Origin of the sequence: Streptomyces sp. NPDC058008, assembly GCF_042886395.1 — a bacterium.
GTDB lineage: Bacteria > Actinomycetota > Actinomycetes > Streptomycetales > Streptomycetaceae > Streptomyces.
The window spans coordinates 100,870-121,800 of sequence record NZ_JBHVQX010000003.1 but is presented as its reverse complement, the minus strand read 5'-3'; the positions used below and the strand labels follow the sequence as shown (position 1 = coordinate 121,800).

The following is a 20,931-nucleotide window of genomic DNA, read 5'->3' as shown; positions in this document are numbered from 1 at the left end:
CCCGCCTGCCTATACATGCGGGGTTCCCGGCTGGGGGCTCCATTACACCACCCACCACGCGGGGGGCCCCGGGGCCCTGGGCCCCCCCCCCGGCCCCCGCCCCGCCTCCGCCTACGGGCGGGGGCCTACTTGGTCCACTCCGCCCAGTCCATGTTCCAGCCGTTGAGGCCGTTGTCCGGCTGGATGACCTTGTCCTTGGAGTTCTTCACGACGACCACGTCGCCGATCAGCGAGTTGTCGAAGAGCCACGCGGCGGGGGTCTTGCTGTCCCAGGCGCCGCGCACGTCCCGCAGGCCGACGCAGCCGTGACTGGTGTTCGTCGAGCCGAAGATGCCGGACGCGCCCCAGTAGTTGCCGTGGATGAAGGTGCCGGAGGTGGACAGCCGCATCGCGTGCGGGACGTCCTTGATGTCGTACTCGCCGCCGAAGCCGACGGTGTCGCCGTTCATCCGGGTCACCTTGAGCTTCTCGCTGATGACCATCTGGCCGTTGTACGTGGTCGTGGCCGGGGCACCCGCGGAGATCGGGATGTCCTTGATCTGCTTGCCGTCACGGACCACCTTCATCCGGTGGGAGCTCGCGTCGACCGTGGAGACCTGGCTGCGGCCGATGGTGAACTTCACGGTCTTGGCCTGCTTGCCGTAGACCCCCGGCCGTCCCTCGACGCCGTCGAGGTCGAGGCGCAGCGTCACCTTGGTGCCCGCCGCCCAGTAGTCCTCGGGGCGGAAGTCGAGGCGGTCGTTGCCGAACCAGTGGGGCTCGACCGGGACGGCCGGCTCCGCCGTCACGCTGATCGCCTTCTCCACGGCGGCCGGGTCGGTGATGCCCCGGGTGAAGTGGATCGACACCGGCATGCCCACGCCGACGGTCGAGCCGTCCTCGGGCGTGTACTGGCCGATGAAGGTGTTCTCCGGCACCAGCGTCGTGAAGCTGGTGTCCTTCGCCGACTCGCGGCCCTTGCCGTCCTTGGCGACCGCGTGCACCGTGTACTTGGTCGCGGCGGCCAGGTGGCGATCGGGGACCCAGCTCAGGCCGTCCCCGGCTATCTTGCCCTCGACGGCCTTGCCCTCGGGGTCGGCGACCTTCACCGCGCTCAGCTTGCCGTCGGCGGCCGAGACCTTCAGCGCCCCGCTGGTCGCCACGCCGTCGGCGCCGTCCTTGGGCGCGACGGTGACCACGGCCTGCGAGGCGCTGGTGTCCTCGGCCTTCGCCCCCGGCCGCGCGCCGTCCTTGTCGGCGGCGGCTCCGCTGCCCCCGCACGCGGTCACCAGCAACAGCATCGCGCCCATGCCGAGGGCGAGGAGTCCGCGGGCTCCCCGCCCGCGCCGCTCCCCGCCCGCGCCGGCCCATGCCCCGGATATCTGCTGCCCGTTCACTGTGGTCGTCTCCCCTCGCACGGCCTGGCCCCGCCATGGCCCGCACCCCCGCGCGCTGTACGTGCACGCTCGGCGCAAGATAATCACACCGCAGGTGGGGAGGAGTTCCCCGGAATGTCACCGTTCCGTCCCAAGTCGTTCCACCGGGACGCGGGACGGTCCCGGAGGCCATGCCTCCGGGACCGTCGCAGGTCGGGCCGGGGTTCAGCGCAGGGCCGAGCCCGCCTTCCACCGCGCCCAGGCGAGGTTCCACCCGCCGAGGCCGTTGGCCGGATCGACGGTGCGGTCGGTGGAGTTGACCACCTCGACGACGTCGCCCACGAGCGTCCGCTCGAAGAACCAGCCGGCCGGGGTGTCGGAGCTGCCGCCCTTCACGTCGCGCAGCCCGATGCAGCCGTGGCTGGTGTTCTCGGAGCCGAAGATGTCCGGGGACTCCCAGTAGTTGCCGTGCAGGAAGGTCCCCGACTTCGTCAGCCGGATGGCGTGGGGCACGTCCTTGATGTCGTACTCACCGCCGTAGCCGACGGTGCTGCCGTCCATGCGGGTCACGTCGTGCAGTTCGGAGACCACCATCTTCCCGTTGTAGGAGGTCGTCCGCGCGGCGCCCGCGGTGATCGGCACCGTGCTGATGAGCTCCCCGTCCCGGCGCACCTCCATCGTGTGCGCCCGGGCGTCCACCAGGGACGTCTGGGAGCGGCCCACCACGAAGGTCACCTTCTTGCGCTGGCTGCCGTACACGCCGGGCGCGCCCTCCACGTCGCGCAGGCCCACGTCGACGGTGACCCGGGTGCCGGGCTCCCAGTACTCCTCGGGGCGGAAGTCGAGCCGGTCCTCGCCGAACCAGTGGCCGACGACCTCCGTCTCCGGGTCGGTGGTGATCCTGATCGCCCTCTCCACCGCGGCGCGGCGCGTGACGGGCCGGCTGAAGTCGAAGGAGACGATCATCCCCGTGCCCACGGTGGACCGGTTCTCCGGTTTGAAGTAGCCGATGAAGCGGTCCTCGGGGACCAGGGTGGTGAACGTGGTGCTGCGCGCCGAGCGGTGGCCGTCGCCGTCGACGGCGACGGCCTCCACGCTGTACTTCCCGGCCAGCCCGAGCCGGTGTCCGGCGTCCCGGGGGGCCCACGAACGGCCGTCCCCGGCGATCCGGCCCGGCACCTCCTGGTGTTCCGCGTCCTCCATCCGGGTCACCTTCACCCGCTCCAGCCGTCCGTCGGGGACGGTCACCTCCAGCCGGCTGTCCGCGCCGACGTTCCGGGCACCGTCCTTGGGGACGATCCGGATGGCGTCCCCGGGTGACCGGTCGTCACCGAAGAACGACGTCGCCCGGGTGCAGCCCGTCAGCAGGGCCAGCACGGTGAACAGTCCTGCCCATGTCAGCACGGCGGCCGAACCCGCCCGTGCTCTCTTCGCTTCGTGGTTCACGCTCCCCCCAACGACGCGGCCGCCCCGGGGAAACGTGAGTGCGGGGCCGCCGGTGGGCACAACAGAGGGGAGGACACCGCCGGGAAGGCCGCGGCCGGGACGCCGCGGCCGCCTTCCGCGGATGGCCGCTCCTACGAGCCGCAGGAGGCTGAGAGGTGTCGAGCACAGCCGAGCAGGAGGAGACGCCCCGTACGGCGGGGAGGGTCGCGGCGGACCGGCCGGACCGCGTGGACGGGCAGCAGGAACCACCCGTATGGCCGGGCACCCCGATGCCGCTGGGAGCCCGTTTCCGCACCGGGCCGGACGGGGTGGCGGGCACCAACTTCGCGCTCTGGGCCGGCGGCGCCGAGGCCGTCGAGCTCTGCCTCTTCGACGGGCGGGGCGCCGAGACGCGGCTCCCGCTGACCGAGCTGACCCACGAGATCTGGCACGGCTTCGTCCCCGGCGTCGGCGCCGGACAGCGCTACGGCTACCGGGTGCACGGCCGCTGGGACCCGTGGACCGGCGCCCGCTGGAACGCGGCGAAGCTCCTCCTCGACCCGTACGCCCGCGCGGTGGACGGCTCGTTCACCCTCCCGCCCGAGGTGTACGGCCACGTGCGGGACTGGCCCGAGCAGCACGTCGCCGACACCGTGCGCGACGACCGCGACTCGGCGCCGTACGTCCCCAAGGCCGTCGTGGTGCACGACGACGACGACTGGGCGCAGGACCGCCGGCCCAAGACGCCGTGGGCGGACTCCGTCATCTACGAACTGCACGTACGCGGCTTCACCAAGCTCCACCCGGACATCCCGCCCGAGCTGCGCGGCACCTACGCCGGACTGGCCCACCCCGCCGCGATCGGCCACCTGCGCCGCCTCGGGGTGACCGCCGTCGAACTCCTCCCGGTCCACCAGTTCGCCCACGAGGACCACCTGCTGCGCCGCGGGCTGCGCAACTACTGGGGCTACAACTCCATCGGCTACTTCGCGCCGCACGCGGACTACGCGGCCGGCGGCACGGCGGGCCGGCAGGTCGGCGAGTTCAAGCAGATGGTGCGCGCCCTGCACGACGCCGGTATCGAGGTCATCCTCGACGTGGTCTACAACCACACGGCGGAGGCGGGTGAGCTGGGCCCGACGCTGTCGCTGCGCGGCATCGACAACCGCGGCTACTACCGCCTCCCGCCCGACGCCCGGCGCTACGCCGACTACACCGGCTGCGGGAACACCCTGCACGTGGTGCGGCCGCAGGTGCTCCGGCTGATCACGGACTCGCTCCGCTACTGGGTGACGGAGATGGGCGTCGACGGCTTCCGCTTCGACCTCGCTGCGGCGCTCGCCCGCTCGATGCACGACGTCGACATGCTCTCCCCCTTCCTCGCCGTGATCGCCCAGGACCCCGTACTGCGCAGGGTCAAGCTGATCGCGGAGCCCTGGGACGTCGGCACCGGGGGCTACCAGGTCGGCGCGTTCCCGCCGCTGTGGACCGAGTGGAACGACCGCTACCGGGACGCGGTACGCGACTTCTGGCGCGGCGCGCTCCCCGACGTGCGCGACCTCGGCTACCGCCTCACCGGGTCCAGCGACCTGTACGCCTGGGGCGGGCGGCGCCCGTACGCCTCGGTCAACTTCGTCACCGCGCACGACGGTTTCACCCTGCGCGACCTGGTGAGCTACGAGCACAAGCACAACGAGGCCAACGGAGAGGGCAACCGCGACGGCACGGACGACAACCGCGCCTGGAACTGCGGTTCCGAGGGCGAGACCGACGACCCCGGCGTCAACGCCCTGCGCCGGCGGCAGCTGCGCAACCTCCTGACCACGCTGCTCCTGTCCACCGGGGTGCCGATGCTGGTGGCGGGCGACGAGATGGGACGTACACAGGGCGGCAACAACAACGCCTACTGCCAGGACGACGAGACCGGCTGGCTGGACTGGTCGCTGCGGGAGGACCCCGGGTGGCGGGAACTGACCGAGCTGACCTCCCGGGTGCTGGCCCTGCGCCACCGCCATCCGGTGCTGCGCCGCCGCGCCTTCTTCGCCGGTACGCCGCAGGCCCCGGACGGTCTGCGGGACCTGGCGTGGTTCACCGCGCAGGGCGTGGAGATGACGGAGGCCGACTGGTACGCCCCGGCGGCGACGCTCGGTCTCTACCTGTCGGGCCGCGACATCCCGGGCAGGGACGCCACGGGCGGGCAGATCACCGACGACAGCTTCCTGGCGGTCCTGCACGCGGACCACCGGGACCGCGAGTTCCGCCTCCCGGGCCCGCCCTGGGCCGGGTCCTACGAACTGGTCGTGGACACCTCGCGCGAGGAGCAGTCCGCGGCCCCGGGCACCCTTCACCCGGGCGGCACGGCGCTCACGGTCCGGGGCAGGTCGGTGCTGCTGCTGCGGGTGGCCGGGTGAGGGGGCCGCCGCGCCGGGGACGCCGTGCCCGTGGGGTACGGCCCGCCCGGGGCCGCCCCCGGCATCGGCCGATCAGCTGACGGGGCACTCCGGCCGGCGGCGCGCGGCCGAAAACCATGTGAGCGATGTCAGTGGTGAACCATAGGCTCGCTCCTGATGCCCGAAAAACCTGCAGAGCCCACGGACCGGTCCGCCGTGCGCTCCCTCCTGCGCCTGTGGCCCTACGTCAGACCGGTGCGTGCGCGCTGGATCGGTGCTGCCCTCGTGGCGGTCACCGCCTCCTGTCTCGCCCTGGTGATCCCGCTCGTCCTGAAGTGGATGGTGGACGGTCCGGTGGCGGACCGCGATCCGGGCGGGGTGTGGCTGGGAGCGCTCTGGCTGCTGCTGCTGGGGATCGCCGAGGCGGGGCTGTTCGGGCTCAGGCGGTGGCTCGTGGCCCGGCCGCTGGCCGGTGTCGAGGCCGCGATGCGCGCCGACCTCTACCGCCATCTGCAACGGCTGCCGGTGGCCTTCCACGACCGCTGGCCTTCGGGACAGCTGCTCTCGCGCGGGACCACGGACCTGATGCTGCTGCGCATGTTCCTGGCCTTCCCGCTGACGTTCCTCCTGGTCAACAGCACGACGATCCTGGTCGGTTTCGTCATCCTGTTCGCCCAGGAGTGGTCGCTCGGGCTGGTGCTGCTGGCACCCGCCGTCCCCCTGATGGTCCTGTGCTCGCTCTTCGAGACGAAGTACGCGCTGGTGGCGCGCAGGGCACAGGACCAGGTCGGTGATCTGACGACGGTCGTCGAGGAGAGCGTGCTGGGCATCCGCATCGTCAAGGGCTTCGGCCGCAACCGGAGCCAGGCACTGGCCTTCCGGGAGCTCGCCCGGCGGCTGCGCACCACGGAGCTGGGCAAGGCACGGCTGCTCGCGGGCATCTGGGCCCTCATCACCGCCATTCCCGAGCTGGCCATCGGTGCCGCGCTGGTGCTCGGCACGATCGAGGTGGCGGACGGCACCCTGTCGGCGGGCACCCTCGTGGCGTTCCTCTCGACGGCCCTCGCCCTGCGCTGGCCGGTCGAGTCGATCGGCTTCCTGCTCGCGATGAGCCAGGAGTCGGCGACGGCCGCCGACCGTTTCTTCGAGGTCATGGACGTCGGGGAGGAGCCGGCGTCCGGGACGCCGGAAGCGGCGGCGGAGGGCACCGGGCAGGGGATCGTCTTCGACGGGGTGGAGTTCCGCTACCCCGACGCGGAGCCCGGCTCACCGCCCGTCCTGGGCCGGATCGACCTGCGGGTCCGGCCCGGCGAGACGATGGCCCTGGTGGGCGCCACGGGTTCCGGCAAGACGACCCTGACGGCGCTCGTCCCCCGGCTGCACGAGGTCACCGGTGGCCGGATCCTGCTGGACGGCGAGGACATCGCCACGATGGAGCGCCCCCGGCTGCGCGAGCTGGTGTCGGTGGCCTTCGAGGAGCCCACCCTCTTCTCGGCGTCCGTCGGGGAGAACGTGCTGATGGGCGCCGAGGGCGCCGGTGAACAGGAGCTGCGCCGGGCCCTGTCGGTCGCGCAGGCCGGCTTCGTCGACGAACTGCCGCAGGGCGTGGACACACAGGTGGGCGAGCAGGGGCTGAGCCTGTCCGGCGGCCAGCGGCAGCGCCTCGCGCTGGCCCGTGCCGTCGTCGGGGGGCCGCGCTTCCTGGTGCTCGACGACCCGCTCTCCGCCCTGGACGTGCACACGGAGGCGCTGGTGGAGGCGGCGCTGCGGCGCGTGCTGGAGGACACGACGGCCGTGGTCGTCGCCCACCGGCCGTCCACGGTGATGCTGGCCGACCGGGTGGCACTGCTGTCGGAGGGCCGGATCAGCGCCGTGGGGACCCACCAGGAACTCCTGCGCACCAACACCGAGTACGCCTGGCTGATGTCGGGAGGCCGGGAGACCGGTGTCCTCGTCCCCGAGGAGGGCAGCACCCGATGACCAGTACGACTGCCGACGGGCCCGCGCCGGCCGACGAGGACCTGCCCGGACAGGCGCCCGGCCGGGAGGGGGGCGGCGGCGACCCGTTCGACGCCGACGCCCTGCCCGCCCCCCGCGGTGCCACCCGGTCGCTGCTGGCCTCCCTGCTCGCGCCCATGCGGGCCAGGGTGGCCGTGACCACCCTGCTGCTGGTCCTCCAGCAGGCCGCCGTACAGGCGGGGCCGCTGCTGGTCGCCTACGCCATCGACAGCGGTGTGCCCGCCTTCCGGGACCACGACTACGGCCCGCTGGCCGCCGTGGGCATCGGGTACGCGGTGTGCGCGGCCGGTGCGGGGATCCTCCAGTACGCCTTCATCCGGGCGGCCGCCCGGATCAACCAGGACGTGCTGCTCGATCTGCGCGGCCGGATCTTCCGCCACGCGCAGGCGCTGAGCGTGGACTTCCACGAGCGCTACACCTCGGGCCGGCTGATCTCCCGCTCGACCACGGACGTGGAGTCCCTGCGCGAGCTGCTGAGCGAGGGACTCCAGGAACTGGTGGGGGTGATCCTGTCGTTCGTGTCGATCTCGCTGATGCTGCTCTGGCTCGACCTGGGGATCGGTGCCATCGCCGTGGCGTCCTTCGTCCCCCTGTACCTGCTGGTGCGCGGCTACCGGCGGCGGGCGGCCACGGCGTACACGGCGCGCTCCACGGCGATCGCCTCCGTCATCGTGAAGTTCGCCGAGACGATGAACGGGATCCGTCCCGTGCAGGCCTTCCGCAGGGAGCGGGCCAACGACGAGGCCTTCGCGGTGTTCAACCGCGCCCACGAGCGCAGGAACGGCGACGCGCTGCTGGAGATGGCCCGCTACGTCGTCGGCTCCCGGCTGGTCGCCAACACGGCGGTGGCCGCGATGGTGCTGTGGGGCGCCTACCGGGTGGCGTCGGACACGCTGGCGCTCGGCGTGCTCGCCGCGGCGGTGCTGTACCTGCGGCGGCTGTACGACCCGATCGACCGGCTCGCGATGTTCCTCAACTCCTACCAGTCGGCGGCCGCTTCGCTGGAGAAGATCGCGGGGCTGCTGGCGCAGACGCCCGCGGTCCCCGAGCCGGTGGCGCCGAAGGCGCTGCCCGCCCGTGCCGGTGGGATCCCGGGCCGTGAGGTCACCTTCGACGGGGTGCGGTTCGCGTACCGCACGGGCGGCGAGGTCCTGCCCACCTTCGGCCTGACGATCCCGGCGGGCCAGACCGTGGCCGTGGTCGGCTCGACGGGCGCGGGCAAGTCGACGCTGGCCAAGCTGCTGGCCCGCTTCTACGACCCGACGCGGGGACGGGTGCTGCTGGACGGCACCGATCTGCGTGACCTGGCGACGGCCGAGCTGCGGCGGGGGGTGGTGATGGTGACCCAGGAGGCGTTCCTGTTCTCCGGGACGATCGCCGAGAACATCGCGATCGGCCGCCCGGAGGCGACGCCCGAGGAGATCGAGCACGCGGCCAAGGCCATCGGGGCGCACGACTTCATCAGCTCCCTGCCCGACGGGTACGACACGGACGTCCGCAAGCGGGGCGGCCGGATCTCCGCGGGCCAGCGCCAGCTCGTGGCGTTCGCCCGGGCGCTGCTGGCGGACCCCGCGGTGCTGATCCTCGACGAGGCGACGAGCTCGCTGGACGTCCCGGGTGAGCGGGCGGTGCAGCGGGCGATGGACACCGTGCTGCGCGGACGCACCGCGGTGGTGATCGCGCACCGGCTGTCGACGGTGGAGATCGCGGACCGGGTCCTGGTGATGGAGCACGGCCGGATCGTGGAGGACGGCTCACCGGCCGAACTCATCGGTGGCACCGGGCGGTTCGCGGGCCTGCACCGGGCGTGGCGGGAGAGCCTGGCCTGAGGGCCCGGGCCCCCGACGCTCCCGGCTCCCCGGCGGCCCGTCCCGGAACGGATCCCGAAGCGGCCCGGCACCTCGGCCCGGCCGTCCGGTGGGAGGCGCGGCGGGACCGGCGGATCACGGCCCTGCGGGACGGCGTGGAACTGGCCACAGTTCCACGCCGTCTCAGCCCGTGGTCATCCCCCTTTCCGTGCTCTCCGGTTCGAACACCGCACACCCGCGCGGAATCTCAACTCACCCTGCGGCGCAAGGCTTCACGCGCTCCGGGCACGCCGCGCACGGCACCCGGATGACACACGGCGAAACGTCCGGTTAACGAACACAGCACTTCCGGCAACGGACGACTTCCGGCCAATGTGTTGACGCGGTCCTGACATACACATGCTCCTGCTGGCACTCTTCCCCCGTTCCACGCACCGCCTGCTCTGCCCGGCCCACTCATCGGTCGGCCGTCGCCCCCCTCGCAGAAGGAGTCCGCGTGAGACCCACGCCCAGCCGTCGTGCCACCGCGACCGGCGCTCTGATAGCCGCAGCCGCCCTGCTCGCCGTAGGAATGCAGGGCGGTGCCGCAACGGCCGCCCCCGAAAGCGCCTCCGCGGCCCCCGCCGCGGCGGTGAAGGGCGCCGACCCCGGCGCGCTCCCCGCGAAGCTCTCCCCCTCACAGCGCGCCGAACTGCTCAGCGAGGCCAACGCCACCAAGGCGGCCACCGCGGAGAAGCTCGGGCTCGGCGCCACGGAGGAGCTCGTGGTCCGCGACGTCGTCAAGGACGTCGACGGCACCACCCACACCCGCTACGAGCGCACGCTCGGCGGTCTCCCCGTCCTCGGCGGCGACCTGGTCGTGGCGGAGTCGAAGTCCGGCGCGACCGAGGGCGTCACCAAGGCGTCCAGGGCGACCGGCGCCCAGCTGAAGGCCGTCGGCACCACGGCGGACATCGCGCCGGCCACGGCCGAGAAGCAGGCGCTGACCGCCGCCGCGGCCGACGGCTCGAAGAGCACCGAGGCGAGCAAGGCCCCGCGCAAGGTCGTCTGGGCGGCGAGCGGCACCCCGCAGCTCGCCTACGAGACCGTCGTCGGCGGCTTCCAGCACGACGGCACCCCGAACGAGCTGCACGTCATCACGGACGCCTCCTCGGGCGCCAAGCTCTTCGAGTGGCAGGCCATCGAGACCGGCACCGGCAACACGCAGTACAGCGGCCAGGTGACGCTGGGGACCTCGGGCTCCGGCACCTCGTACAACCTGACCGACACCGCGCGCGGCAGCCACAAGACGTACAACCTGAACCGCGGTACGTCCGGCACCGGGACCCTGTTCTCCGGCACCGACGACATCTGGGGCAACGGCCTGGCGTCGAACACCGAGACGGCCGCCGCCGACGCGCACTACGGTGCCGCCGAGACCTGGGACTTCTACAAGAACGTCATGGGCCGCACCGGCATCAAGGGCAACGGCGTGGGCGCGTACTCCCGTGTCCACTACGGCAACAGCTACGTCAACGCCTTCTGGTCCGACAGCTGCTTCTGCATGACCTACGGTGACGGCAGCGGCAACCTCGCGCCCCTGACCTCGCTGGACGTCGCGGCCCACGAGATGACGCACGGCGTCACCTCCAACACCGCCGGCCTCAACTACAGCGGCGAGTCCGGCGGCCTCAACGAGGCCACCTCGGACATCTTCGCGGCGGGCGTGGAGTTCTACTCCAACACCGCCACCGACCCGGGCGACTACCTGGTCGGCGAGAAGATCAACATCAACGGCGACGGCACGCCGCTGCGTTACATGGACAAGCCGAGCAAGGACGGCGCGTCGAAGGACTCCTGGTACTCGGGCCTCGGCTCGATCGACGTCCACTACTCCTCGGGCCCGGCCAACCACTTCTTCTACCTGCTCTCCGAGGGCAGCGGCGCCAAGACCGTCAACGGGGTGTCCTACAACTCCCCGACGGCCGACGGCCTTCCGGTGACCGGCATCGGCCGGGACAAGGCGCTTCAGATCTGGTTCAAGGCGCTCACCACGAAGTTCACCTCCACCACGAACTACGCGGCGGCCCGCACGGGCACGCTCGCCGTGGCCGGTGAGCTGTACGGCACCACGAGCGCCGAGTACGCCGGGGTCGCCAACGCCTGGGCCGGCATCGCCGTGGGCTCCCGCCCCGGCGGCGGCTCCACCCCGGGCGGCACGGTCTTCCAGAACACGACCGGCAAGGCCATCGCCGACGTCAGCACCACCAACTTCCCGATCGTCGTCAGCGGCATCACCGGCAACGCCCCCAGCGCCCTGTCGGTGGCGGTGGACATCACCCACACCTACCGAGGTGACCTGGTCCTCGACCTGGTCGCCCCGAACGGGACGGCGTTCCGGCTGAAGAACTCCTCGTCGAGCGACTCGGCGGACAACGTGGTGGAGACCTACACGGTCAACGCCTCGTCCGTGGTGGCCAACGGCACGTGGAACCTGAGGGTCCAGGACGCCTACTCGGGCGACACCGGCACCTTCAACAGCGTCAAGCTCACCTTCTGAGCACCCTCCGGGGACGCTGAACGGGCCGTCGGCCCGGTACCACCCAAGGCAGGGCGGAACGGCCCCGGGGAGCATGCTCCCCGGGGCCGTTCCCCGTGGTCAGGAGGCGGGTTCCGCGTCCCGGCCCGGCATGTTCTGCTCGGCCCAGACGATCTTGCCGGTCGCCGTGCGGCACGAACCCCACCGGCGGCACAGCAGGTTGATCAGCTGGAGGCCCCGGCCCCCCTCGTCACTGACGTCGGCGTGCTGGATCTGCGGCAGGTCCGGCCCGGTGTCGGCCAGCTCCACCTGGAGCCGCTCGTCGCACAGCAGCCGGAGCCGGCCGGGACCGCCGCCGTAACGCAGGGCGTTGCCGACCAGCTCGCTGACCACCAGCTCCGTCACGTCGGCGAGCTCGGACAGCTCCCACCGCGCGAGCTGCTCGGTGACCAGTCTGCGGGCGGTGGAGGCGGGGTTGCCGTCCGTGGGCAGGTCCCACTCCCGCAGCCGTGTACCGGGGGGCAGTTCATGGCCCCCGGCGACGAGCAGCACCGCCTCGTCGAACCGTCCGTCGTCCTGCCGGGGCGAGGTGAGCGGCCCCCCGGCGTCGAGCTGTTCGGGCGACATCGAGGCCACGGAGGCGCGCAGCCCCTCCAGTTGTACGTCCACGTCGTCGGTGCGCGTCTTGATCAGCCCGTCGGTGTAGAACACGAGCCTGCCGCCCACCGGCCCCCGCAGCCGCAGCGGGTCGTAGGGGATGACCCCGGCGCCCAGCGGCGCTCCGACCGGCACGTCGACGTAGCGGGCGGTCCCTCCCGCGTCCACCAGGAGCGGCGGCGGGTGGCCGGCGCTCGCGATCGTGTAGCTGGAGTCGGCCGGGTCGTAGACGGCGCACAGACAGGTGGCGACCTGGTCGTCCTCCAGATCGCGGGTCGCCAGGTCGAGCCGGGCGAGCAGCCGGTCGGGCGCGATGTCCAGCATCATCAGCGTACGGGCGACGGTCCGCAGCCGGCCCATCGTGGCGGCGGCCGGCAGGCCGTGGCCGGTGACGTCGCCGACGACCAGGGCGGTACGCCCGCTGGGCAGGGCCACCACGTCGTACCAGTCCCCGCCCACCCCGTGCGCGTCGACGGCGGGCGCGTAGTGGGCGTGCACCCGCAGGCCCGGGGTGTGCGGCGTGGCGCGCGGGAGCAGGGTGCGCTGGAGCGAGACGACGTGCTCGCGCTCGCGGCCGTAGAGCCGGGCGTTGTCCATGAACACGGCTGCCATGGAAGCAAGTTGACCTGCCAGCCCCAGGTCCGCGCGGTTGAAGGGCGGGCTGTCGCCGGCGCGTACGAAGTCCGCGGAGCCCAGCAGGACGCCACGGGCGACCAGCGGCACCGCCATGTAGCTGTGGACGCCCTGCCGCCGCATGGCCACCTCCGCGCTCGGCGTCGGCGCCACGCGCGCGTAGTCCTGCGCGGTCATCCTGCTGACCAGCACGGGGCGCCCGTTGCGCAGGCACTCGGTGGTCAGCAGCGTCTCGCGGCGCTCCCTGCGGTCGACCACCTCGCCCACGGGGGCGGGTTCGAGTCCGTTCAGGGCGTCGATGGCCCGTACCGCCATGGCGCGGGTGACGGGCACCGCCGCTCCGGTGACGCGTTCGCCCTCCTCGCCGCGCAGCACCGACTCCAGCAGGTCGACGGCGGCGCCGTCGGCGAGTCGCGGGACGCTGAATCCGGCCAGTTCCTCGGCCGTGCGCTCCAGGTCGAGCGTCGTGCCGATCCGGGTGCTCGCCTCGTTGAGCCAGCGCATCCGGGCGGCGGTGGTGAAGCGGTCGCCGCGCGGTGGCACGGCGGGCTGCGAGCGGCGGACGTTCACATGCCGTGAGGTGCCGTTGCGCGCGGCCAGCCGACGGGTCAGGCGTCTCGCTCGGCCTCCGCCGCCGTTCACCGTGCTGACCTCCACTCGCGTCCGTCGGGACGCCTCGCTGTCACGTCGGTGGCCGCGGGGGCCACACCGGCAGGGCTGTCATGTTAGCGAGATCACGCCGAAATCACCCCTGCCGGTTTCCCGGCGGCACAGGGCGGGGCCCCGCGCGGCGGTGCGCGGGGCCCGGCCGGGACGGCGGTGTCAGCGCAGGAGCACCCCGCCGCCGTCACCCGTGGCCGCGTCGGGCACCGCGACCAGCCCGAGTTCCGCGCCGGAGGCGAGGAGCCGGTGCGAGGGGAGGACGCGCACGGTGTAGCCGTAGGGGCCCGTACGGTCGAGGGCGAGGGGGCCCTCGTACAGCCGGCGGTCCTCCAGGTCGTGACCGCCGGCCGGCTTCAGCGGGAACGTCCGCGCCTCCGCGATGGCGTCGCCGGAATCGACCCGCCCGGCCACCACCTGCACCTCCACGTCCTCCGGGTCGAGGCCGCCCAGGGCGACCCGGACCCGGAGGGCCAGCGTGGCCCCCAGCTCCGCGGAACCGCCGACGACGGTGTCGGCGGACGCCTCCACATGATCGACGGCCACCTGCGGCCAGGCGGCGCGCACCCTGGTCTTCCACGCGGCGAGCTCACGGGCGGCGGCCGGTTCCAGCGCCCGGCGGGACAGCGCCGCGGGGGCGTAGAGCCTCTCGACGTACTCCCGCACCATGCGGCCCGCGAGGACCTTGGGGCCGAGGGCGGCCAGGGTGTTGCGGACCATCTCGATCCACCGCTCCGGCAGGTCCCCGGAGCCCCGGTCGTAGAAGCGGGGCGCGACCCGGTCCTCGATCAGCGCGTAGAGGGCGTTGGCCTCCAGCTCGTCCCGCCGTGCCTCGTCGGTGCCCGACCCGTCGGCGGTGGGGATCGCCCAGCCGAAGTCGGGATCGAACCACTCGTCCCACCAGCCGTCGCGCACGGACAGGTTGAGGCAGCCGTTGAGCGCCGCCTTCATGCCGCTGGTGCCGCAGGCCTCCAGCGGGCGCAGCGGATTGTTCAGCCAGACGTCGCAGCCGGGGTAGAGCTTCTGCGCCATCCCCATGCCGTAGTCCGGCAGGAAGACGATGCGGTGGCGCACCCGGGGGTCGTCCGCGAACCGCACCAGTTCCTGGACCAGCCGCTTGCCGCCGTCGTCGGCCGGGTGGGCCTTGCCCGCCACGACGATCTGGATCGGGCGCGTCGGATGGAGCAGCAGCTCCCGCAGCCGGTCCCGGTCGTGCAGCATGAGCGTCAGCCGCTTGTACGAGGGCACCCGGCGGGCGAAGCCGATGGTCAGCACGTCCGGGTCGAGCACCCCGTCGATCCAGCCGAGCTCGGCGCTGCCCGCGCCCCGGTGGCGCCAGGAGGCGTGGAGGCGCTTGCGCACCTCGGTGACGAGCTGCTCGCGCAGCCCCCTGCGCAGGTCCCAGACCTCCCGGTCGGAGACGTCGGCGAAGGTGTCCAGGCGCCCGGCGGTGCCCGCGGCCCCGCCCTCGGCCCCGGCCCCGGCCCCGGCGAGGGCGTTCGCCGCGCACCCGGAGCCGAAGAGGCCGGCGCCCAGCCGCTGGACCTCGGGCGCGACCCAGGTCGGGGCGTGCACCCCGTTGGTCACCGAGGTGATCGGCACCTCGGAGGGGTCGAATCCCGGCCACAGACCGGAGAACATCTCCCGGCTGACGGCGCCGTGCAGGGTGGAGACCCCGTTGGCGCGCTGGGCGAGCCGGAGCCCCATCACCGCCATGTTGAAGAGGCCGGGCTCACCGCCCTCGTAGGTCTCCGTCCCCAGGGGCAGGATCTTCTCGGCACCGACCCCCGGCAGCTCGCCGTCGTCACCGAAGTGACGGGCCACGAGCTGGCGGTCGAACCGGTCTATCCCGGCGGGGACCGGCGTGTGCGTGGTGAAGACCGCGCCGGCCCGTACGGCCTCGAGGGCGGCGTCGAAGTCCAGCCCCGTGTCGCAGAGTTCCCGGATCCGCTCCAGCCCGAGGAACCCGGCGTGCCCCTCGTTGGTGTGGAACACCTCGGGCGCGGCGTGCCCGGTGAGCCGGCAGTAGGTGCGCACGGCGCGTACGCCGCCGATGCCGAGCAGCATCTCCTGGAGCAGCCGGTGGTCGCTGCCGCCGCCGTAGAGCCGGTCGGTGACGTCGCGTTCGCCCGGAGCGTTCTCCTCGACGTCGGAGTCGAGGAGCAGCAGGGGCACGCGCCCCACCTGTGCCTGCCAGACGGAGGCGTACAGCGAGCGGCCGCCGGGCAGGGCGAGCATCACCCTGCTGGGGGTGCCGTCGGGCTCCCGCAGGAGGGTGAGCGGCAGCTCGTTCGGGTCGAGGACCGGGTAGTGCTCCTGCTGCCAGCCGTCCCGGGACAGGCTCTGGCGGAAGTAGCCGTGCCGGTAGAGCAGGCCGACCCCGATGAGCGGCACGCCCAGGTCGCTGGCGGCCTTCAGGTGGTCCCCGGCCAGGATGCCGAGCCCGCCCGAGTACTGCGGCAGGGCGGCGGTGACCCCGAATTCGGGGGAGAAGTAGGCGATGGCGGCGGGGAGCTCCGCGCCCTGGGAGAGCTGGTCCTGATACCACCTCGGGCCGCCGAGGTACTCCCGGAGGTCCTCGGACGCCTCGGTGAGCCGGCGCATGAAGTGCTGGTCCCCGGCCAGCTCGGCGAGGCGCGCGGCGGGGACGGCGCCGAGCAGGCGCACGGGGTCGGCGTCCGCGGGCCGCCAGCCCTCCGGGTCGGCCGCCCGGAAGAGCTCTCGGGTCTCGGTGTGCCAGGACCAGCGCAGGTTGCGGGCGAGGTCGCTGAGCGGTCGCAGGGGTTCGGGGAGGACGGGGCGCACGGTGAACCGACGAATGGCCTTCACGTATCCCACCTTTACAGGGGACGTACGGATCCGAGGGGACGCACGACGGTGGGCGCCCTCTCCGTCACCCTCGACGGTAGCGGGGCGCCGCCGTACGCGGCCACGGCGCGCGACCGGCTCAGTGGGTCCGGCGCGGCGCGGTCCGCCCGCCCCCGTCCCCGGCACCGCACGGGGCGCGTCCTCCCCCTGCCGCCTCCGGGGCCACACCCGCCACCTGGGGCACGCCGGCCGCACGGGCACCGGCCTCCCCCTGAGCCAGATGCGCCAGTTACGTACCCTTCTGTCACGGGCGATATGGCTGATTTCCCCTCCTCACGCGCACTTGTGGCACCCCGCACCACAGGGAAGGCTGCGGAGGTGCCCGCGTGGTGGCCGGGGGACCGGTGCGCGGCCCACAGCGCGTGCACCGGGTGCACCCAGGAGTTAACACACCGCCGGGTTGGCCGCCCGGGACCGGTGGGAAGGCTCCCCCGGTAACACCCCGCGCTGCACATCCCAGGTGCCCCGGTCCGAGCCCGAACCGCCCGCGCACCTGCCATTCGAGTGCCATTCGAGTGAACGCGGACAGGAGCGGCCATGCCCACAGCCCGCCAGCCGTCGACCGAGCGGTTACAAAGGACGCAACCCCACCATCGCGGCGCGCGCGGTCAGCCCCTCACGCCCACGTCGCGCGCCGTGCATGCCGAGCTCCGACCCCCAGGTGATTCCATGATCGGTCGCATTCCCGTCCTGGACGTCCGTCCGCTCGTCGACTGCGGCAGACGGCCCGCCAAAGCCGTCGAGGGCGAGACCTTCGAGGTCAGCGCCACCGTGTTCCGTGAGGGCCACGACGCCGTGGCCGCCAACGTCGTCCTGTGCGACGCGAACGGACGGCCCGGCCCCTGGACGCCGATGCGTGAGCTCGCCCCCGGCACGGACCGCTGGGGCGCCGATGTCACCCCCGCCTCCCAGGGGGCCTGGACGTATACCGTCGAGGCGTGGAGCGACCCGGTCACCACCTGGCGCACCCACGCGCGGATCAAGATCCCTGCGGGCATCGACACCGCGCTCGTCCTCGAGGAGGGGGCCGGGCTCTACGAGCGCGCCGCCGAGGGCGTGCCCAAGAAGGACGGGCGCGAGGCCGTGCTCGCCGCCGTCGACGCGCTGCGCGACACGGACCTGCCGGCCGCCTCCCGGCTCGCGGCCGCCCTGACCGCCGAGGTGGACGAGGCCCTGGGCCGCCACCCCCTGCGCGAACTGGTCACCGCCTCCCGTCCGCTGCCGCTGACCGTCGAACGCCGGCGCGCCCTGTACGGCTCCTGGTACGAGCTGTTCCCGCGCTCCGAGGGCGCGCGGCCGGTGCCGGCCGCGCCCGCGAAGCCGGCCCGGAAGCCGAGGGCCGCAGGGACCGCGAGGACCGCCGCCGCCCGGAAGAAGAGCCCCGCGGTCACGGCGGAGATCCCCGCACCGGCCACCAGGATGGCCGGCGGCACCTTCAGGACCGCGGCCGAGCGGCTCCCGGCCGTCGCCGCGATGGGCTTCGACGTGGTCTACCTCCCGCCCGTGCACCCGATCGGCACGACGCACCGCAAGGGCCCGGACAACAGCCTCACCGCCGGGCCCGACGACCCGGGGGTGCCCTGGGCGATCGGTTCGGCCGAGGGCGGCCACGACGCGGTGCACCCCGGCCTCGGCACGCTGGAGGACTTCGACCACTTCGTGGCGACGGCCCGCACCCTGCGGATGGAGATCGCGCTGGACTTCGCCCTCCAGTGCTCCCCGGACCACCCCTGGGTGACGGAGCATCCGGAGTGGTTCCACCACCGGGCCGACGGGACGATCGCCTACGCCGAGAACCCGCCGAAGAAGTACCAGGACATCTACCCCGTCGCCTTCGACGAGGACATGCCCGGGATCGTGCGCGAGAGCGTCCGCGTCCTGCGGTTCTGGATGGAGCACGGCGTACGGATCTTCCGCGTCGACAACCCGCACACCAAGCCGGTGGTCTTCTGGGAGAAGGTGATCGCCGACATCAACCGCACCGACCCGGACGTGATCTTCCTGGCGGAGGCCTTCACCCGCCCCGCGATGATGCGCACGCTGGCCGCGGTCGGCTTCCAGCAGTCCTACACCTACTTCACCTGGCGTAACACGAAGCGGGAACTCACCGAGTACGTCACGGAGCTTTCGGGCGAGAGCTCCTCGTACATGCGGCCCAACTTCTTCGTGAACACGCCCGACATCCTTCCCGGTCATCTCCAGGAGGGCGGCCGTCCCGCCTTCGAGTCCCGGGCCGTGCTGGCCGCGACGCTGTCCCCCTCCTGGGGCGTGTACGCGGGCTTCGAGCTGTGCGAGAACACCCCGGTGCGTCCCGGGAGCGAGGAGTACCGGAACTCCGAGAAATACCAACTCAGGCCCAGGGACTGGGAGTCCGCGGAACGTGAAGGCCGCTCGCTCGCCCCCCTGATCACCGCCCTCAACCGGATCCGGCGCCGCCATCCGGCACTCCAGCAACTGCGCGACGTCCACTTCCACTCGGCCGACAACGAGGCGCTGCTCGTCTACAGCAAGCGCTCGGGCCAGGACGTCGTGCTGGTGGTGGTCAACCTCGACCCCCACCACACCCAGGAGGCCACGGTCTCGTTGGACATGCCGCGTCTCGGCCTCGACTGGCACGAGAGCGTGCCGGTGCGCGACGAGCTCACCGGCGACACCTATCACTGGGGCAGGGCCTTCTATGTGCGTCTAGAGCCGGGTGTGACACCCGCGCACATCGCCGTCCTGCGACCGTCCCCGCCGACCGGAGGGTCACCCACACCATGATCGTCAATGAGCCCGTCCACGACCTGTTCGAGGACACTCCCGCCAAGGACCGCGATCCCGACTGGTTCAAGCGCGCCGTCTTCTACGAGGTACTCGTCCGCTCCTTCCAGGACTCCAACGGGGACGGCGTCGGTGACCTCAAGGGCCTCACCGCCAAGCTGGACTACCTGCAGTGGCTGGGCGTCGACTGCCTCTGGCTGCCGCCGTTCTTCAAGTCGCCCCTGCGCGACGGTGGTTACGACGTCTCCGACTACACCGCCGTGCTGCCCGAATTCGGCGACCTCGCCGACTTCGTGGAGTTCGTCGACGCCTCGCACCAGCGCGGCATGCGCGTGATCATCGACTTCGTCATGAACCACACGAGCGACCAGCACGACTGGTTCCAGCAGTCCCGCACCGACCCCGACGGGCCGTACGGCGACTACTACGTCTGGGCCGACGACGACAAGCAGTTCCCGGACGCGCGGATCATCTTCGTCGACACGGAGACGTCCAACTGGACGTTCGACCCGGTCCGCAAGCAGTACTACTGGCACCGGTTCTTCTCGCACCAGCCGGATCTCAACTACGAGAACCCGGCGGTGCAGGAGGAGATCATCTCGGCCCTGCGCTTCTGGCTGGACCTCGGCATCGACGGCTTCCGCGTCGACGCGGTGCCCTACCTCTACCAGCGCGAGGGCACGAACTGCGAGAACCTCCCCGAGACCCACGACTTCCTCAAGCGGGTCCGCAAGGAGATCGACGCCAACTACCCGGACACGGTGCTGCTGGCCGAGGCCAACCAGTGGCCGGAGGACGTCGTCGACTACTTCGGCGACTACACGGCCGGCGGCGACGAGTGCCACATGGCGTTCCACTTCCCGGTGATGCCCCGGATCTTCATGGCCGTACGGCGGGAGAGCCGCTACCCGGTCTCGGAGATCCTGGCGAAGACCCCGGAGATCCCGTCGGGCTGCCAGTGGGGCATCTTCCTGCGCAACCACGACGAGCTCACCCTCGAGATGGTGACGGACGAAGAGCGCGACTACATGTACGCGGAGTACGCCAAGGACCCGCGGATGCGCGCCAACATCGGCATCCGCCGCCGCCTCGCACCGCTCCTGGACAACGACCGCAACCAGATCGAGCTGTTCACCGCGCTGCTGCTCTCCCTGCCCGGCTCGCCGATCCTCTACTACGGGGACGAGATCGGGATGGGCGACAACATCTGGCTGGGCGACCGCGACGCGGTGCGCACCCCGATGCAGTGGACACCCGACCGCAACGCCGGCTTCTCCTCCAGCGATCCGGGGCGGCTCTACCTCCCCACGATCATGGACCCGGTCTACGGCTACCAGGTCACCAACGTCGAGGCGTCGATGGCCTCGCCGTCGTCGCTGCTGCACTGGACGCGGCGGATGATCGAGATCCGCAAGCAGAACCCGGCGTTCGGCCTCGGCTCGTACAACGAGCTGCCGTCGTCGAACCCGGCGGTGCTGGCGTTCACCCGCGAGTACAAGGACGACCTCGTGCTGTGCGTCCACAACTTCTCGCGGTTCGCGCAGCCCACGGAACTCGACCTGCGGGCCTTCGACGGGCGCCACCCGGTGGAGCTGATCGGCGGGGTGCGCTTCCCCGCCGTCGGCCGGTGGCCCTATCTGCTGACCCTCGCGGGCCACGGTTTCTACTGGTTCCGGCTGCGGAAGGACGCCCCGGTCGGCTGACCTCCGGCAGCGGCCGGCCGACGGCGCCCCACCCCCGGGGCGCCACCCGCGGGGCGGTTTCCACCGCCCCGCACGGGGCACCCTCCCCCATATCGAGCTCTTCTGGCTCCTCCGGGCTCCTCGTGGCCCGTC

General features: G+C 72.3%; 10 protein-coding genes. 6 read left to right on the top strand and 4 right to left on the bottom strand.

The features are described from left to right. Positions 1 to 125: 125 nt before the first annotated feature. Positions 126 to 1,376 carry an Ig-like domain-containing protein gene (locus tag ACFVS9_RS04100; protein ID WP_383117674.1) on the bottom strand — a complete coding sequence of 417 codons (1,251 nt, stop codon included), beginning with the start codon at positions 1,374 to 1,376 and terminating at the stop codon, positions 126 to 128. Between the two features lie 204 nt (positions 1,377 to 1,580). After that, positions 1,581 to 2,801 carry an Ig-like domain-containing protein gene (locus tag ACFVS9_RS04095; protein ID WP_383117675.1) on the bottom strand — a complete coding sequence of 407 codons (1,221 nt, stop codon included), beginning with the start codon at positions 2,799 to 2,801 and terminating at the stop codon, positions 1,581 to 1,583. A gap of 155 nt (positions 2,802 to 2,956) precedes the next feature. Between ACFVS9_RS04095 and glgX the strand changes: the two genes are divergently transcribed. The 4 genes from glgX (at position 2,957) to ACFVS9_RS04075 (ending at position 11,536) form a co-directional block, all read left to right on the top strand. Beyond that, positions 2,957 to 5,191, top strand: coding sequence for a glycogen debranching protein GlgX (gene glgX / locus ACFVS9_RS04090; protein WP_389929894.1), 2,235 nt, complete (start codon positions 2,957 to 2,959; stop codon positions 5,189 to 5,191). 156 nt (positions 5,192 to 5,347) lie between these two features. After that, the gene (locus ACFVS9_RS04085; protein ID WP_389929892.1) at positions 5,348 to 7,150 is read left to right on the top strand and encodes an ABC transporter ATP-binding protein; all 1,803 of its coding nucleotides are present in this window, start codon (positions 5,348 to 5,350) and stop codon (positions 7,148 to 7,150) included. Then, a complete protein-coding gene (locus tag ACFVS9_RS04080; protein ID WP_389929890.1) occupies positions 7,147 to 9,018 on the top strand; it encodes an ABC transporter ATP-binding protein in 1,872 nt (623 codons plus the stop codon). Before ACFVS9_RS04085 ends, ACFVS9_RS04080 begins: the two co-directional genes overlap by 4 nt. A 475-nt stretch (positions 9,019 to 9,493) precedes the next feature. Further along, entirely contained in the window at positions 9,494 to 11,536 is a 2,043-nt protein-coding gene (locus tag ACFVS9_RS04075) for a M4 family metallopeptidase (RefSeq protein ID WP_383117679.1), read from the top strand. A gap of 99 nt (positions 11,537 to 11,635) precedes the next feature. Here the strand turns inward: ACFVS9_RS04075 and ACFVS9_RS04070 are convergent, their stop codons facing one another. Beyond that, the gene (locus tag ACFVS9_RS04070) at positions 11,636 to 13,447 is read right to left on the bottom strand and encodes a SpoIIE family protein phosphatase (RefSeq protein WP_389930081.1); all 1,812 of its coding nucleotides are present in this window, start codon (positions 13,445 to 13,447) and stop codon (positions 11,636 to 11,638) included. A gap of 180 nt (positions 13,448 to 13,627) precedes the next feature. After that, positions 13,628 to 16,294 (bottom strand): alpha-glucan family phosphorylase, encoded by a 2,667-nt coding sequence (gene glgP, locus ACFVS9_RS04065; RefSeq protein WP_389929888.1) that lies wholly within the window; start codon positions 16,292 to 16,294, stop codon positions 13,628 to 13,630. Between the two features lie 708 nt (positions 16,295 to 17,002). On the opposite strand from glgP, the gene ACFVS9_RS04060 reads away from it, so the two are divergent. Both ACFVS9_RS04060 and treS read left to right on the top strand, forming a co-directional pair. Next, positions 17,003 to 19,096, top strand: a complete 2,094-nt coding sequence (locus tag ACFVS9_RS04060; protein ID WP_383118653.1) for an alpha-1,4-glucan--maltose-1-phosphate maltosyltransferase — start codon at positions 17,003 to 17,005, stop codon at positions 19,094 to 19,096. Beyond that, positions 19,093 to 20,799 carry a maltose alpha-D-glucosyltransferase gene (gene treS, locus ACFVS9_RS04055; RefSeq protein WP_383118652.1) on the top strand — a complete coding sequence of 569 codons (1,707 nt, stop codon included), beginning with the start codon at positions 19,093 to 19,095 and terminating at the stop codon, positions 20,797 to 20,799. The genes ACFVS9_RS04060 and treS overlap by 4 nt, the downstream gene beginning before the upstream one ends. Positions 20,800 to 20,931 lie beyond the last annotated feature (132 nt).